Origin of the sequence: Arthrobacter sp. KBS0703 (assembly GCF_002008315.2) — a bacterium.
In the GTDB taxonomy this organism is placed as follows: domain Bacteria; phylum Actinomycetota; class Actinomycetes; order Actinomycetales; family Micrococcaceae; genus Arthrobacter.
In genome coordinates this window covers 2,190,081-2,205,331 of record NZ_MVDG02000001.1, presented here as the reverse complement: position 1 = coordinate 2,205,331, position 15,251 = coordinate 2,190,081, and the positions used below count along the sequence as shown (strand labels likewise).

Below are 15,251 nucleotides of genomic sequence, written 5' to 3'. Positions count from 1 at the left end.
GGCACTTTCAATGCTGTCAGGACTTTGGGCGGCCCGCTTACGGACACGATTAGGAGTCGACCATGGCCGGCGCTCTGCGCAAGACAATGATCTATCTTGGGCTCGCCGATGGCGACGAACACTACGAGTCTGAGCTTTCCACCCAGCAAAAAGACGAGGACCACTCAATGGAGCATGACCGTGAGGAGCGCCGCGCCCCGGCGCCGGTCCGCGAGGTCGTCCGTGAAGTGCCACCAGCTGCCGAAGAGGAATACCGCGCACCCGTGACACCCATAAAGCGTGCGGCTTCGAGCCGCGAAGAGACCACCGGCCTGCGGCAGATCACCACGATCCACCCGCGGTCCTATAACGACGCCAAGCTCATCGGTGAAAGCTTCCGGGACGGCATTCCTGTCATCATGAACGTCACCGACATGGGTGAGTCCGATGCCAAGCGCCTCGTGGACTTCTCCGCGGGCCTCGTCTTTGGCCTGCGCGGAAGCATTGAGCGCGTGACCAACAAGGTCTTCCTGCTGTCGCCGTCGTACATCGAGGTCATCGGCGACGACAAGAAGGCCAGCGAGACCACCGCCAGCTTCTTCAACCAAAGCTAAGAAGGCTCTCCGGATGCCAGGCAGGGACACCTGCCTGGCATCCGTGCTGAAATAGTGGAAGCACAACAGGCAAGATCCACAGGACACTTCGGTATCCGGAATGAATCATGGAGATATTGGTTAGCTCATGGGAATAGTATTCGGGCTCGTCTATATCGTGCTGCTGTTCATTTTCGTGGCCTTGATTGTCCGACTGGTCTTTGACTGGGTCCAGATGTTCGCCCGCGAATGGCGTCCCCGCGGCGTTGCCCTGGTGGCGGCCCACGCGGTGTACTCCGTCACGGACCCGCCGCTGAAGGTCCTTCGGCGGCTCATTCCGCCGCTGCGGCTCGGGGGCGTCTCGCTCGACCTTGGCTTCCTGGTGCTGTTCATCGCCCTGAGCCTGGCCATGACCTTTACCAAGGCATTTGCGTAGTTTCATATCAGCTTGCAGCGTAACGGCCGTTCGAGAATCGGCCGCCGCGCGGAGAATCTCCGGTTTGACATCACAGTGTTGAATTAGAGTAACCAGACCATATTTAGGTACCGTAGTTTTGACGGCCGGAAGGCCTACTGACTAACTAGACCAACGAGGTGACCAGATGGCTTTGACGCCAGAAGACGTTGTCAACAAGCGCTTTCAGCCGACCAAGTTCCGCGAAGGCTACGACCAGGACGAAGTTGATGACTTCCTGGACGAAATCGTCGTCGAACTGCGGCGCCTGAACCAGGAGAACGACGAACTTCGCAAGAAGCTCGCCGAAGTCAGTTCCGGATCGCCCGCGGCCTCCGCAGCGGTCGCACCGGTGGTCGAAAAGGTCCCGGCGCCCGTCAAGTCCGACAAGGACGAATCGCGCGCCAAGGCCGAAGCTGAGGCCAAGGCTGCTGAACTGGCCAAGAAGAAGGGAGCCGAGCAGGCTGCCCCGGCCCAGGTTCCCGCCACCACGAACCCGAACGCCTCCGAGTCAGCTGCCGGCCTGCTGGCCATGGCGCAGCAGATGCACGACCGCCACGTTGCGGACGGCCAGGAGCAGCGCGACAAAATCATCGCCGAAGCGCAGATCGAGGCAAGCAGCCTCGTCAACGACGCCCAGGAGAAGTCCCGCAAGATCCTCGGCGCACTGGAGCAGCAGCGGTCTGTCCTGGAGCGCAAGGTGGAGCAGCTGCGCGGCTTCGAGCGCGACTACCGCTCACGCCTGAAGGCCTACATCGAAGGCCAGCTGCGCGACCTGGACGCCCGCGGTTCTGTCGCTGCCCCCGAGGTCGGCGAAAGCAGCGCTGCCGTTTAGCACGTATTCTGAAAGCCGGTGGCTGAGGATTCCTCGGCCACCGGCTTTTGTGATTAACAACGGTTCCCGAATGAAAGCACCATGACTGACGAACTTGCCGCTGACGCAGCGCACCCAGCCTCCTCCTCACCGCGGCCGCGGCGCGCCCTGCTGCTGTCCCTGTTCGCAGGCTTCGCGGCGTTCGCGTACGTTTTCGATCAGCTGACCAAGCTCTGGGTCACCGGCAACATGGTCGAGGGCGAACGGATTCCCGTGCTCCCGCCCGTGCTGCACTGGTACTTCATCCGGAACTCCGGAGCCGCATTTTCCATCGGCGAGAACGTGACCTGGGTGTTCACCATCATCATGGTCGCCGTCGCCGTCGCCATCCTGTTCCAGCTCCGCAAGCTCGGTTCGGCCTGGTGGGCGCTGGCCCTGGGCCTGCTGCTCGGCGGCGCGCTGGGCAACCTGACGGACCGCCTCTTCCGGGAGCCGTCCTTCGCCATGGGCCACGTCGTCGACTTCATCCAGCTGCCCAACTTCGCGATCTTCAACATTGCGGACTCGGCCGTCGTCTCCTCCGTGGTCATCATCTGCCTCCTGACCTTGCGGGGCATCGCCCTGGACGGCTCGCACCACGCCGTCGCCAAACGCGAAGGAGCCACGGATGTCTGAGCGCGTCGTCGTGCCCGACGAGCTTGACGGCAGCCGCGTGGACGCGGGCCTGGCCAAGCTGATGGGCATGTCGCGGTCGCTCGCAGCCACGCTGGTCGCCGAAGGGAACGTTCTCAGCGGCGGCAAGCGCGTGGGGAAGTCCGCCAAGCTCACGTCCGGCGCCGTGCTGCACGTGACCGTCCCGGAGCGGCGGGACCCCCTTGAAGTAGTGGAGGAAGTAGTGGAAGGCCTGAAGATCCTGCTGGACGACGACGACTTCGTGGTTGTCGACAAACCGGTAGGAGTCGCGGCCCATCCGTCTCCCGGCTGGGTGGGGCCGACAGTTGTCGGCGGACTCGCCGGCGCCGGCTACCGCATCTCCACGTCCGGGTCTCCGGAACGGGCGGGCATCGTCCACCGGCTCGACGTCGGAACATCCGGTGTCATGGTGGTGGCCAAATCGGAACAGGCGTATACGGCCCTCAAACGCGCGTTCAAGGAACGCACCGTGGAGAAGGTCTATCACGCCGTCGTCCAAGGCCTCCCGGACCCGCTGCAGGGTACCATCGACGCACCCATCGGCCGGCACCCGGGCCACGACTGGCGTTTCGCCGTCATCGAGGACGGCCGCCCGTCTGTCACGCACTACGAGGTCCTTGAGGCATTCGGGAAGGCGACCCTCGTGGAGGTGCACCTGGAGACGGGACGCACCCACCAGATCAGGGTCCACTTCGCCGCGCTCCGGCATCCGTGCGCCGGCGACCTGACCTACGGGGCCGATCCCCGGCTCGCCGCCACGCTCGGCCTCACCCGCCAGTGGCTGCACGCCCGCCAACTCGGCTTCGACCACCCGCGGACCGGGGACCGGGTGACCGTCATCAGCGACTACCCCGAAGACCTGTCCTACGCGCTGGAAGTCCTGGAGTCCGGCAAGGCCTGAAGCGCGGGGCGGCGGCCTGACGTGTCATGCCCTGGAGCATGCCCTGTCCTGGGGCTGGACCTGCCCGGTTCCGGGCCGGCGGCGCGGGCGCCGTGAATGTCGCCCGGCGGCACTAGAATGGTCCGGTGACTTCCAGCAATGACTCGTTTGTCCATCTCCACAACCACACCGAGTATTCGATGCTGGACGGCGCCGCCCGGCTCGGAGAGCTCTTCGACGAAACCGAGCGGCTGGGCATGCCCGCCCTGGCCACCACCGACCACGGCTATCTCTTCGGCGCCTTCGACTTCTGGAAGAGGGCCACGGACAAGGGCATCAGGCCGATCATCGGCGTCGAAGCCTATGTGACTCCCGGGACCGCCCGCGGTGACAAGAGCCGGGTCCGCTGGGGCGAGGAAAGCCAGCGCAAGGATGACGTCTCCGGCGGCGGTTCCTACACCCACATGACCCTGCTGAGCTACAACAACGTTGGCATGCGGAACCTGTTCCGTGCCTCGTCGATCGCCTCCCTGGACTCGGTCTTCGGCAAATGGCCCCGGCTGGACCGTGAGCTGCTGAACACGTACTCGGAAGGGCTCATTGCGACCACCGGCTGCCCGTCCGGTGAGGTCCAGACCCGGCTGCGCCTCGGCCAGTACCGGGAGGCGCTTGAGGCTGCCGCAGAGTTCCGCGACATCTTCGGCGCGGAGAATTACTTCTGCGAGCTCATGGACCACGGCCTGGACATCGAACGGCGTGTCACGGGCGATCTGCTGCGCCTGGCGAAGGACCTGAACCTGCCGCTCGTTGCCACGAACGACCTGCACTACACGCACGAGCACGACGCGAAGGCGCATGAGGCCCTGTTGGCCATCCAGTCGGGTTCCACGCTCCTGGAGCCGACCTACGACAACGGCGGTTCGCGCTTTGCCTTCTCCGGCAGCGGCTACTACCTGAAGTCGCCGCAGGAGATGCGTGAACTGTTCCGCGACCACCCGGACGCGTGCGACAACACGCTGCTGATCGCCGAGCGCTGTGAAGTCTCGTTCAACACCGGGGCCAACTACATGCCGCGGTTCCCCTGCCCGGAGGGGGAGGACGAAACGTCCTGGCTGGTCAAGGAAGTCGACAGGGGACTCCAGTACCGGTATCCGCAGGGCATCCCGGACAAGGTGCGCAAGCAGGCCGACTATGAGCTGGAGGTCATCACCTCCATGGGCTTCCCGGGCTACTTCCTGGTGGTGGCCGACTTCATCAACTGGGCCAAGAACAACGGCATCCGGGTCGGTCCCGGCCGTGGCTCGGGTGCAGGCTCCATGGTGGCCTATGCCATGCGCATCACCGACCTTGATCCGCTGCACCACGGCCTGATCTTCGAGCGGTTCCTCAACCCGGACCGCGTCTCCATGCCTGACTTCGACGTCGACTTCGATGACCGGCGCCGCTCCGAAGTGATCGACTACGTCACGCGCAAATACGGCGACGAACGTGTCGCGATGATCGTCACCTACGGCACCATCAAGACCAAGCAGGCCCTCAAGGACTCGTCGCGCGTTCTGGGCTACCCGTTCAGCATGGGCGAGCAGCTGACCAAGGCGCTCCCGCCGGCCGTCATGGCCAAGGACATTCCGCTGGCCGACATCCAGAACAAGGATGCCAAGCGCTACAGCGAAGCCGGCGACTTCCGCCAGCTGATCAGCACTGACCCCGAGGCCGCTAAGGTTTTCGAGACGGCACTGGGCATCGAGGGCCTGAAGCGGCAATGGGGCGTACACGCCGCCGGCGTCATCATGTCCTCGGACCCCATCATCGACGTGATTCCGATCATGCGCCGCTTCCAGGACGGCCAGGTCATCACCCAGTTCGACTATCCGACGTCCGAAGGCCTCGGCCTGATCAAGATGGACTTCCTCGGGCTGCGAAACCTGACGATCATTTCGGATGCCCTGGAAAACATCAAGATGAACCGCGGCGTCGACCTCGACCTTGAAACCCTTGAGTTGGACGACGCCGCGTCCTACGAGCTGCTGGCCAGGGGTGACACCCTGGGTGTGTTCCAGCTCGACGGCGGACCCATGCGGTCGCTGCTCAAGCTGATGAAGCCGGACAACTTCGAAGACATCTCCGCCGTGCTGGCGCTCTACAGGCCCGGACCGATGGGCGCCAACGCGCACACCGACTACGCGCTGCGCAAGAACAAGATCCAGGAAGTCATCCCGATCCACCCGGAGCTGGAGGAACCGCTCGCCGAAATCCTCGGCGGCACCTACGGGCTGATCGTGTACCAGGAGCAGGTCATGGCCGTGGCGCAGAAGCTCGCCGGCTACAGCCTCGGCCAGGCCGACATCCTGCGCCGCGCCATGGGCAAGAAGAAGAAATCCGAGCTGGACAAGCAGTTCGCCGGCTTCTCGCAGGGCATGCAGGACAACGGCTATTCCATGGCCGCGGTCAAGACCCTCTGGGACATTCTGCTGCCGTTCTCCGACTACGCCTTCAACAAGGCGCACTCGGCCGCCTACGGCGTGATCTCCTACTGGACCGCCTACCTGAAGGCGCACTACGCGCCGGAGTACATGGCTGCCCTGCTGACCTCGGTGGGCGACGACAAGGACAAGTCGGCGATCTACCTCAACGAATGCCGGCGGATGGGCATCACGGTGCTGCCGCCCGACGTCAACGAGTCAGCGCTGAACTTCACTCCGGTCGGCAACGACATCCGCTTCGGCATGGGCGCCATCCGCAACGTCGGCGTGAACGCCGTCGAAGCCATGGTGGCGGCGCGCGAAAAAGAAGGCGCCTACACCTCCTTCAAGGACTACCTCATGAAAGTTCCCGCGGTGGTGTGCAACAAGCGCACCATCGAGTCCCTCATCAAGGCGGGCGCCTTCGACTCCCTGAATCATCACAGGCGGGCCCTCGCCATGATCCACGAAGAGGCGATCGACTCCGTCATCACGCTCAAGCGCAACGAGGCGATCGGGCAGTTCGACCTCTTTGCCGGTTTCGACGAAGCCGAATCCGAGGCGTCCCTGAGCATCGAGATCCCCGACCTCCCCGAGTGGGAGAAGAAGGACAAGCTCTCGTTCGAACGCGACATGCTCGGGCTTTACGTCTCGGACCACCCGCTGCAGGGGCTGGAAGGGCTCCTGAGCCAGCACGCCGACCAGTCCATCACGTCGATCATCGCCGAGGACGGCCCGCACGACGGCGCGATCGTCACCATTGCGGGCATGATCACCTCGCTCAGCCGAAGGATCGCCAAGGCCAGCGGCAACGCCTACGCCCGGGCCGAGGTCGAGGACCTGGGCGGATCCATGGAAGTGATGTTCTTCGGCCAGGTCTACGGCCCCATCGCGTCGGTCCTCGCCGAGGACCTGATCGTGGTGGTCAAGGGCCGGCTGCAGCGCCGCGACGACGGCGCCATCGCCTTGAACTGCATGGAACTGTCCGTGCCGGACCTCAGCGAGGGCACCAACGGGCCCATCGTGATCACGATGCCCACGCACAAGGCCACGGAGGCCGTGGTCACCGAACTCGGGGATGTGCTGCGCAACCACCGCGGAAACTCGGAGGTTCGGGTCCACCTGCAGGGCGACACCCGCGTGGAGGTCATGGGCCTGCCCGTGCACCTGCGGGTCAACCCCAACCCGTCACTCTTCGGAGACCTCAAAGTGCTGCTCGGTCCGGCCTGCCTGGACGCCTGAGCTGTTCGGCCCGCTGGGTGCCCGGGACGCCGTGCGGGCGTTCCGGCACTTGGGGCCGCGGCCGGCCGGCCTAGATTTCGTAGTCGAGCGGAACCGGCTGCCCGTAGGCTCCGGAGTGGTAGAGCAGCGGGGCGCCGTCTTCGCCGACTTCCCCCTCCACGACTTCCACGACCACCACGGCGTTGTTTTCGAAGGAAAGCCGCATTTGGATCTTTCCGATCAGCCAGCCGGCCACGTCCTTGAGGACGGGCACATCGTAGGGCCCGTGGGCCCAGTGGTCGCCCGCGAACCGCTCCTTGGTGCGTGCAAAGCGGTCAGCCAGTTCCTGGTTGTCGAGCCCCAGCATGTGGACGCCGATGTATGTTGTGTTGGCAACGGCCGGCCACGAGCTCGAGCTGCGGGCCATGTTGAAAGTGAAGCGGGGCGGCTTCGCCGACAGGGATGCTACCGACGTTGCCGTGAACCCGTAGGGCACGCCGTCGTAGTTCACCGTGATAATCGCCACACCGGCCGCATGGCGCCGGAACATTTCCTTGAACGTGCCCTCGAAGGCGTTGTTGTCTGAGGCCACTGTGATCGATCTCCCTGCTGAACCTGTTGGTGATTCTGTCTCTACTACAAGACTATTGGGCTTCCCGGGTGTTGCATCATCCGGCCCCCGCACAGCCCCGTTTCCGCAACGCGGACCAACATTTGTTAACGTTTCTTCATGACACAGCCTGCAACCGCACCTCCGGTCCGCCACCACCACCAGCCGGATGGGGCCCCGGAGAGCGTCCGGCGGAGCTGGCCGTGGGTGGCCGGCATCATCGGGGCCGGCATCCCGGCAGGCGTGCTGTGGTGGCTCCTGGCCCCGGGCGGAATGAACCTGATCTCCGGCAACGCCGCGCTCGCGTCGGGAACCAACACTGAGGGCTGGCTCCCGCGGGACCTGGTCCTGGCCGGGCTGTTTGTCTTCGCCGGCAGCCTCGTTGCCGTGCTGCTTTCCGGGCGCACGGACGGCGCAACACGCCGCATACTGGTGCTCTCGGTGGCAGCGGCCGGGGCGGCAGCCGTCCTCGCCTGGCAGACCGGGGTGCTGGCGGGCCTCTGGCTGGGGCAGCCCGAGGACACCTCGGCCAATGCCAGCGTCGCGTTCTCGCTGAGGTCCCACACTGTCCTCCTGCTCTGGCCCGCGGCCGTGGCAGCCGGCTATTTCGTCCTGCGCGTGATCAGCCTGCTGGGCAAGTCCAGGGGCCCGGCGGCAGGGCAAGACGCAGGGCAGGTTTCCTGACGTTGCCCGCCGTCCTGCACGCTGGCGGGACGGCATCCCGTAACACCGCAGGCGCCGGCGCCGCGGCGCGTAAAATGAACGGGTGACCACTTCTCCGGACAGTTCCGTACGCCCGACTTCCCCCGCCGTCGAATTCCGCACCGTTGACCTGCGGGGGCGGCGCCTGAGCCTGGCGGAACTCCGCCAGGCGGTGCCGCGGGCACGGCACCAGACCGTCGCCGACGCAGAGCAGAAAGTCACCGACATCATTTCCGCCGTCCGCCAGCGCGGCTTCGCTGCCCTCGCTGACTTTGCACAGGCGTTCGACGGCGTGGAACAGACGCACCCGCGCGTTCCGTCGGCGGCGCTCCAGTCGGCCTTGGACGGCCTCGACCCGGCCGTGCGGGCCGCACTTGAGGAGTCCATCAGCCGGGCCCGGCGGTTCGCGGACGGCCAGCGGCCGGCCGACGTCGACTGTCTCTTATACACATCTAGATGTGTATAAGAGACAGGCCGTGGTGAGCCAAAAGTGGGTTCCGGTGGCCCGCGTCGGCCTCTATGTCCCGGGCGGCCTGGCTGTCTACCCGTCCTCGGTCATCATGAACGTGGTCCCCGCCCTTTCCGCGGGCGTGGAGTCCATCGCGCTGGCATCGCCGCCGCAGAAGGACTTCGGCGGACTCCCTCACCCCACCATCCTCGCCGCTGCCGCGCTGCTGGGCATCGACGAGGTGTACGCGATCGGCGGGGCCCAGGCCATCGCCGCGTTCGCTTACGGAGTTCCCGGCGCCGACGGCGAGCCGGACCTGGAGCCGGTGGACGTCGTGACCGGACCCGGCAACATCTTCGTGGCCACGGCTAAGAGGCTCGTCAAGGGCGTCGTGGGCATCGATTCCGAGGCAGGCACCACGGAAATTGCCATCCTGGCGGATTCCACCGCACGGGCAGCGTTCGTCGCTGCGGACCTGATCAGCCAGGCCGAGCACGATCCGAAGGCCGCGTCCGTCCTGATCACGGACTCCCTCCAGCTTGCCGCGGAGGTGCGGGAAGAACTCGAGCTGCAGGCAGCCTCCACCAAGCACAGCCAGCGCGTCCGCGAAGCCCTGTCCGGGCCGCAGTCCGGCGTCGTCCTCGTGGATGACCTCGAGCAGGGGATCGCCGCCTGTGACGCCTATGCCGCGGAACACCTTGAGATCATGACGGCGGACGCCGCCGCTGTGGCGGGGCGGATCCGGAATGCCGGCGCCATCTTCGTCGGGGACTACAGCCCCGTCAGCCTCGGCGATTACTGCGCCGGCTCAAACCACGTGCTGCCGACCAGCGGAACTGCGGCATTTTCGTCGGGGCTGAACGTGACCACTTTCCTACGCGCAATCCAGGTCATCAACTACACGGAGTCCGCATTGGAACAGGTCAGCGGACACATCGTCAGCCTGTCCGGCGCGGAAGACCTCCCGGCACACGGAGACGCTGTGACAGCCCGCTTCAGGAACGGCGCTAACCACTAGATGTAGTAATTACAGGCTTGTTATTCAGCTACATGTAGCCGTAAACTGGATCCGGAACAAAGCTCCGGCCGTCTGAAGCCGGAAGCGCCATGACGCACCGGGGAAGGAACAGCGTGTACTGTCCGTTTTGCCGTAACCCCGACTCCCGCGTGGTGGACAGCCGGATGGCCGACGACGGCTCCGCCATCCGCCGCCGCCGCCAATGCCCCGAGTGCGGGCGCCGGTTCACCACGGTCGAAACCACCAGCCTCTCGGTGATCAAGCGTTCCGGCGTGGGCGAGCCCTTCAGCCGCAGCAAGGTCATCAACGGCGTCCGCAAGGCCTGCCAGGGCCGGCCGGTCAGCGAGGACGATCTCGCCCTGCTGGCGCAGGAAGTCGAAGAAAACATCCGTGCCTCGGGCGCGGCCGAGATCGATGCCCACGAGGTGGGCCTGATCATCCTCGGCCCCCTCCAGAAGCTGGACAAGGTGGCGTATCTCCGCTTCGCCAGCGTCTACCAGGCCTTCGAATCGCTGGAAGACTTCGAATCCGCCATTGCGCTGCTTCGCCACGAGGCCGAAGTGGAAGCCAAGGGTGCCGAAGCCAAGCGTTCCGAAGGCAAGAGCTCCGAAAAGAGCCCGCTCTAAGCTCCGGTGGCGGCAGCGGAGGGGAAGCCGCGGCCGCCACCGGCTCCAGAAGGACAACAGAAGGCGGCAGACATTGTGTCTGCCACCTTCTGCGTAAGCCGCTTGCTGCTAGTCCAGCCCCGGGGGCCTGTCCGGACCTACTTCGCCAGGTCGTGCTGCAGCGCGATTTCGATGGCGGCGCCGACGATACCGGCCTCGTTCTTCAACTCGGCGGGAACGATCGGTGTGCGCAGCTTCATGTGCGGCAGGTATTCGTCGGCACGCTTGGAGATGCCCCCTCCGACGATGAACAGCTCGGGGGAGAACAGGAACTCCACATGGGAGAAGTAACGCTGCAGGAGCACGCTGTACTCTTCCCAGCTGAGGCCGTCCCGTTCCCGCGCCACGGCAGAGGCCTTGGTCTCGGCATCGAAGCCGTCGATCTCGAGGTGGCCGAGTTCAGCGTTGGGTACCAGTTGGCCGTTGAAGATGAACGCCGAGCCGATGCCGGTGCCGAGGGTAATGACGAGGACCGTGCCGCCGATTCCCGCGCCGGCGCCGTAGCGGGCCTCCGCGAGGCCGGCGGCGTCGGCGTCGTTGATGACCTCCACTGGGCGGCCCAGCCGTGCCGTCAGCAGCGCATCGATGTCGGTGTCGATCCAGCTCTTGTCCACGTTGGCGGCGGAGTGGACCACGCCGTGCTGGATGATGCCGGGGAACGTCACGCCAACCGGGCTGTCAGCGTCGGGGGCATCCGGGCGCGCCGACAGTTCTTCGACCACCTGCGCCACAACCTCCGCGACCGCTGCCGGGGTCGCAGGCTGGGGCGTGGCCAGCCGGAACCGGTCACCAATCAGTTTGCCCTTCTTCAGGTCGACGATGCCGCCCTTGATTCCGGTTCCGCCGATGTCGATGCCGATCAGCGGTGCGTTCTTGCGGGTTTTTTCGTCCTTCTTGGCCAATGGAATTCCGTTCGTGGCAGGGTAAGGGGCTCGGGGGGCAAGAGTGGCTTGCCGGATTGCGGCCGGGGCGGCCGGCGGGTGTTAGGGCAGCGTGAGGATTTCCGCGCCCGATTCGGTGACCAGGAGCGTGTGTTCGAACTGGGCGGTTCGCTTGCGGTCCTTGGTGACCACGGTCCAGTCGTCCGCCCACATGTCCCATTCGATGGTGCCAAGGGTCAGCATGGGCTCGATGGTGAACACCATGCCCGCTTCGATCACGGTGTTGTACGCCGGTGCGGCGTCGTAGTGCGGAATGATGAGGCCGGTGTGGAAGGCTTCTCCGACGCCGTGCCCGGTGAAGTCGCGGACCACCCCGTAGCCGAAGCGCTTGGCATAGGACTCGATGGCGCGGCCGATCACGTTGATCTGCCGCCCGGGAGCCACCGCCTTGATGGCCCGGTTGAGGGATTCCTTCGTCCGCTCCACGAGCAGGCGCGATTCCTCGTCCACGTCCCCGACGAGGAAGGTGTAATTCGTGTCGCCGTGCACGCCGCCGATGAACGCCGTGATGTCGATATTGAGGATGTCGCCGTCCTGCACCACCGTGCTGTCCGGAATTCCGTGGCAGATGACTTCGTTGAGCGAGGAGCACAGGGACTTCGGGAAGCCGCGGTAACCGAGCGTGGAGGGATAGGCGTTGTGGTCCAGCAGGAACTCGTGGCCGATCCGGTCAAGTTCGTCAGTGGTGACGCCGGGCGCGATGTGCTTTCCGACTTCCACGATCGCCTGGGCGGCGATCCGGCCCGCGACGCGGATCTTCGCGATGGTTTCGGCCGACTTCACCTCAGAGCCGGTGAATTTCGCCGGGCCGGGCTTGCCGACGTACTCGGGCCGCGGGATCGACGCGGGTACAGGCCGCTGCGGGCTGACAGATCCCTGGGTGAGCGTGCCGGTGGGTGCGGTCGAGGCTAAGGAAGGCATAGATTGATCATATAAGGCAGCGCAGAATGCCATGTAAATTTATGCGGCATCCCGGCCCCGGTTGCGGTTTACGTTACGTGGATCACGCCCGCGGGGCCGGCTGCCAACCGGAAGCGAGGAACGTCGATGCCCGAGTACTGGTACAACGTGAACACCCACGAGGTCGAAGAAGACGCGATGTCGGACTGGAGCCAGCTGATTGGCCCCTACAAGACCCGGCAGGAAGCGGAACACGCCCTCGAGAAGGTCAAAGCACGCAACGAGGCCTGGGACAAAGGCGACGAGGACTGACCGGCGGCCCCCGTTCGCGCTAGCAGGCCCGGTTTGTCCTAGAAGGAGTGCTCAGGACCGGGGAACTGGCCGGAGCGGACGTCGTCGCCGTATGCCTTGGCGGCATCGCTGAGTACCGTCCGCAGATCCGCGTACTGCTTGACGAACTTGGCCATCTTGCCGCCGCGGAGCCCCGCCATGTCCTGCCAGACCAGGACTTGGCCAGTGGTCACGTTCCCGGCCCCGATCCCGATCGTGGGCACCGGAACTGCTGCGTCCACGGCAGCGGCTGTCTCGGCGGGAACCATTTCCATGAGGACGCAGAATGCGCCGGCGTCGGCGAGGGCAACGGCATCCTCGATCAGCCGCGCCGCGTCATCGCCGCGGCCCTGCACACGGTAGCCGCCGAGGGAGTGCTCGCTCTGCGGCGTGAAGCCGATGTGCGCCATGACGGGAATGCCCGCCTGCACCATGGCGCGCACCGTTTCGGCGTAGAACTTGCCGCCCTCGATCTTGACCGCGTGCGCCAGGCCCTCCTTGAGGAAACGGACGCCCGTGGCAACACCCTGCTGCGGCGATACCTCGTAGCTGCCGAACGGAAGGTCCGCCACCACCAGCGCGCGCTTGGCCGAACGAGACACGGCGCGGCAAAGCGGCAGCAGTTCGTCGACCGTGACGGGCAGGCTGGTTTCGTTGCCGAACACATTGTTCGACGCCGAATCGCCCACCAGCAGCACTTCGATGCCCGCCTGGTCGAAAATCTCCGCCGTGTACTGCTCGTAGGCGGTCAGCATCGCGAAGCGCTCACCCTTGGTTTTGGCCTCCTGCAGGTGGTGTGTGCGGATTCGGGCTGCCGGCTTCTTGGGAGTTTCCGACGACGGCGCCGCGGCCGCCGCGGGTCCGTTTCCGTACGGTGCGGATACTTCGGCGGACATGCTTGAGTCGGAACTGCTGCTTGAGGCCATGGCTAGAGCGTAATGCGAGACCCGCGGTCCTTGCTACCGGGCGGCAGGGGCTCCCCGGGTGATTCGCGCCACAACCCGGCCGTCCGCACGTGCCTCCCCGGGTCCTGCCGGCCACCGGTCCGGCCGTCCCGTCGTGTTAACGCTGTGTTACGCGCCGCAGCTGCGCCAGCACCGCGCCGAAATGCTTAGTAAAGTGATTCGTGAACTGCCGCCGGCTTCGTCATCAACGGACCCGGGGCATGGACGATGACCCGGAGAAGAGGCCTTCATGGACCGCCAGCAAGAGTTTGTCCTGCGCACGATCGAAGAGCGTGACGTACGGTTCGTGCGTCTGTGGTTCACCGACGTCGTGGGTTCACTCAAGTCCGTGGCCCTGGCGCCGGCAGAAGTAGAGGGTGCCTTTGAAGAGGGCCTGGGCTTCGACGGTTCCGCCATCGAAGGCTTGGCGCGCGTCTTCGAATCGGACATGCTGGCCCAGCCGGATCCCTCGACGTTCCAGATCCTGCCGTGGCGCGGCGAGACGGAGCAGACGTCGCGGATGTTCTGCGACATCCTGACGCCCGACGGCGAGCCGTCGGCCGCCGATCCCCGCAACGTCCTCAAGCGCACGCTGGCCAAGGCCGCGGACATGGGCTTCACGTGCTACACGCACCCGGAAATCGAGTTCTACCTCCTCAAGTCCCAGGAACCCGGTCCCGACGGGTCACCCATCCCGGTTGATGAGGGCGGCTACTTCGACCACGTCCCCGGCGGCGTGGCACAGGACTTCCGCCGCACCGCGGTGACCATGCTCGAGTCCGTGGGCATCTCCGTGGAGTTCAGCCATCACGAGGCCGGACCGGGGCAGAACGAGATCGACCTTCGCTACGCCGACGCCCTCCAGACGGCGGACAACATCATGACGTTCCGGACCGTCATTAAGGAAGTCGCACTTCAGCAGGGCACGTACGCCACCTTCATGCCCAAGCCGTTCACGGCGCACCCGGGGTCAGGCATGCACACGCACTTCTCGCTCTTCGAGGGCGACACCAACGCGTTCTACGAGGCCGGGGCCGAGTTCCAGCTTTCGGAAACCGCCCGTCAGTTCATCGCCGGAATCCTCAAGCACGCCCCGGAATTCACCGCCGTCACCAACCAGTTCGTGAACTCCTACAAGCGCCTGTGGGGCGGGGGAGAGGCGCCCAGCTACCTGAGCTGGGGCCACAACAACCGCTCGGCCCTGGTCCGTGTTCCGCTGTACAAGCCGGGCAAGGGACAATCCGCCCGCATCGAGTACCGAGGCATCGACTCCGCGGCCAACCCCTACCTCGCCTACGCGGTGCTCCTGGGCGCCGGACTGAAGGGGATCGAGGAAGGTTACCAGCTGCCGGCCGCGGCGGAGGACGACATCTGGTCGCTGAGCTCGGCGGAGCGCCGTGCCATGGGCCACGATCCCCTCCCGGCAAGCCTGCACGACGCCATCCGCGCCATGGAGGACTCCGAACTCATGCCGCAGATCCTGGGCGAGCAGGTCTTTGAACACTTCCTGCGCAACAAGCGCGCCGAGTGGCAGGACTACCGCCTCCAGGTGACGCCCTATGAACTGCAGCGCAACCTCGCCATCCTTTAGGCGGCC

General features: G+C 65.4%; 14 protein-coding genes and 1 pseudogene. 11 read left to right on the top strand and 4 right to left on the bottom strand.

The features are described from left to right. Positions 1-62 precede the first annotated feature (62 nt). The 6 genes from B1A87_RS10415 (at position 63) to dnaE (ending at position 7,117) form a co-directional block, all read left to right on the top strand. Positions 63-593 carry a cell division protein SepF gene (locus B1A87_RS10415; RefSeq protein ID WP_078028960.1) on the top strand — a complete coding sequence of 177 codons (531 nt, stop codon included), beginning with the start codon at positions 63-65 and terminating at the stop codon, positions 591-593. A 127-nt stretch (positions 594-720) separates the two neighbouring features. Continuing rightward, positions 721-1,008: a YggT family protein gene (locus tag B1A87_RS10410; RefSeq protein ID WP_144275780.1), complete on the top strand. Its 288-nt coding sequence runs from the start codon at positions 721-723 to the stop codon at positions 1,006-1,008. A 166-nt stretch (positions 1,009-1,174) separates the two neighbouring features. Beyond that, positions 1,175-1,861 (top strand): DivIVA domain-containing protein, encoded by a 687-nt coding sequence (locus B1A87_RS10405; RefSeq protein ID WP_078028959.1) that lies wholly within the window; start codon positions 1,175-1,177, stop codon positions 1,859-1,861. 81 nt (positions 1,862-1,942) lie between these two features. Further along, a complete protein-coding gene (gene lspA, locus B1A87_RS10400) occupies positions 1,943-2,515 on the top strand; it encodes a signal peptidase II (RefSeq protein WP_078028958.1) in 573 nt (190 codons plus the stop codon). Continuing rightward, positions 2,508-3,434, top strand: coding sequence for an RluA family pseudouridine synthase (locus B1A87_RS10395; RefSeq protein WP_078028957.1), 927 nt, complete (start codon positions 2,508-2,510; stop codon positions 3,432-3,434). Before lspA ends, B1A87_RS10395 begins: the two co-directional genes overlap by 8 nt. Positions 3,435-3,559: 125 nt before the next feature. Next, positions 3,560-7,117 carry a DNA polymerase III subunit alpha gene (gene dnaE, locus B1A87_RS10390; RefSeq protein ID WP_078028956.1) on the top strand — a complete coding sequence of 1,186 codons (3,558 nt, stop codon included), beginning with the start codon at positions 3,560-3,562 and terminating at the stop codon, positions 7,115-7,117. A 70-nt stretch (positions 7,118-7,187) separates the two neighbouring features. Here dnaE and B1A87_RS10385 read toward each other — a convergent pair whose 3' ends face one another. Further along, positions 7,188-7,646 (bottom strand): flavin reductase family protein, encoded by a 459-nt coding sequence (locus B1A87_RS10385; protein WP_395940269.1) that lies wholly within the window; start codon positions 7,644-7,646, stop codon positions 7,188-7,190. A gap of 180 nt (positions 7,647-7,826) precedes the next feature. On the opposite strand from B1A87_RS10385, the gene B1A87_RS10380 reads away from it, so the two are divergent. From B1A87_RS10380 to nrdR, 3 genes and pseudogenes are all read left to right on the top strand, one after another. After that, on the top strand, positions 7,827-8,390 hold the full coding sequence (locus B1A87_RS10380; RefSeq protein ID WP_078028954.1) for a hypothetical protein: 564 nt from the start codon (positions 7,827-7,829) through the stop codon (positions 8,388-8,390). Positions 8,391-8,472: 82 nt separating this feature from the next. Then, positions 8,473-9,874, top strand: a pseudogene (gene hisD / locus B1A87_RS10375) (histidinol dehydrogenase). 113 nt (positions 9,875-9,987) lie between these two features. After that, positions 9,988-10,500: a transcriptional regulator NrdR gene (gene nrdR / locus B1A87_RS10370; RefSeq protein WP_078028952.1), complete on the top strand. Its 513-nt coding sequence runs from the start codon at positions 9,988-9,990 to the stop codon at positions 10,498-10,500. 137 nt (positions 10,501-10,637) lie between these two features. Here the strand turns inward: nrdR and ppgK are convergent, their stop codons facing one another. Together ppgK and map are read right to left on the bottom strand one after the other, a co-directional pair. After that, positions 10,638-11,441, bottom strand: a complete 804-nt coding sequence (gene ppgK / locus B1A87_RS10365) for a polyphosphate--glucose phosphotransferase (RefSeq protein ID WP_078028951.1) — start codon at positions 11,439-11,441, stop codon at positions 10,638-10,640. An 81-nt stretch (positions 11,442-11,522) separates the two neighbouring features. After that, positions 11,523-12,401: a type I methionyl aminopeptidase gene (map, locus tag B1A87_RS10360; RefSeq protein WP_078028950.1), complete on the bottom strand. Its 879-nt coding sequence runs from the start codon at positions 12,399-12,401 to the stop codon at positions 11,523-11,525. A gap of 126 nt (positions 12,402-12,527) precedes the next feature. Here map and B1A87_RS10355 point away from each other — a divergent pair, with 126 nt between their 5' ends. After that, positions 12,528-12,692 (top strand): SPOR domain-containing protein, encoded by a 165-nt coding sequence (locus B1A87_RS10355; protein ID WP_139362865.1) that lies wholly within the window; start codon positions 12,528-12,530, stop codon positions 12,690-12,692. Positions 12,693-12,730: 38 nt separating this feature from the next. Here B1A87_RS10355 and panB read toward each other — a convergent pair whose 3' ends face one another. Next, positions 12,731-13,636, bottom strand: a complete 906-nt coding sequence (panB, locus tag B1A87_RS10350; RefSeq protein ID WP_078028949.1) for a 3-methyl-2-oxobutanoate hydroxymethyltransferase — start codon at positions 13,634-13,636, stop codon at positions 12,731-12,733. Positions 13,637-13,904: 268 nt separating this feature from the next. On the opposite strand from panB, the gene glnA reads away from it, so the two are divergent. Next, complete coding sequence (gene glnA / locus B1A87_RS10345; protein ID WP_078028948.1) at positions 13,905-15,245, top strand: type I glutamate--ammonia ligase; 1,341 nt, start codon at positions 13,905-13,907, stop codon at positions 15,243-15,245. Positions 15,246-15,251 lie beyond the last annotated feature (6 nt).

Bases quoted from the DNA above. Each gene is read 5' to 3' on its own strand.
- glnA (WP_078028948.1), top strand. From the start codon at position 13,905: ATGGACCGCCAGCAAGAGTTTGTCCTGCGCACGATCGAAGAGCGTGAC.
- B1A87_RS10410 (WP_144275780.1), top strand. From the start codon at position 721: ATGGGAATAGTATTCGGGCTCGTCTATATCGTGCTGCTGTTCATTTTC.
- panB (WP_078028949.1), bottom strand. From the start codon at position 13,636: ATGGCCTCAAGCAGCAGTTCCGACTCAAGCATGTCCGCCGAAGTATCC.
- B1A87_RS10395 (WP_078028957.1), top strand. From the start codon at position 2,508: ATGTCTGAGCGCGTCGTCGTGCCCGACGAGCTTGACGGCAGCCGCGTG.
- map (WP_078028950.1), bottom strand. From the start codon at position 12,401: ATGCCTTCCTTAGCCTCGACCGCACCCACCGGCACGCTCACCCAGGGA.
- B1A87_RS10355 (WP_139362865.1), top strand. From the start codon at position 12,528: ATGCCCGAGTACTGGTACAACGTGAACACCCACGAGGTCGAAGAAGAC.
- B1A87_RS10415 (WP_078028960.1), top strand. From the start codon at position 63: ATGGCCGGCGCTCTGCGCAAGACAATGATCTATCTTGGGCTCGCCGAT.
- B1A87_RS10405 (WP_078028959.1), top strand. From the start codon at position 1,175: ATGGCTTTGACGCCAGAAGACGTTGTCAACAAGCGCTTTCAGCCGACC.
- B1A87_RS10380 (WP_078028954.1), top strand. From the start codon at position 7,827: ATGACACAGCCTGCAACCGCACCTCCGGTCCGCCACCACCACCAGCCG.
- B1A87_RS10385 (WP_395940269.1), bottom strand. From the start codon at position 7,646: ATGTTCCGGCGCCATGCGGCCGGTGTGGCGATTATCACGGTGAACTAC.
- lspA (WP_078028958.1), top strand. From the start codon at position 1,943: ATGACTGACGAACTTGCCGCTGACGCAGCGCACCCAGCCTCCTCCTCA.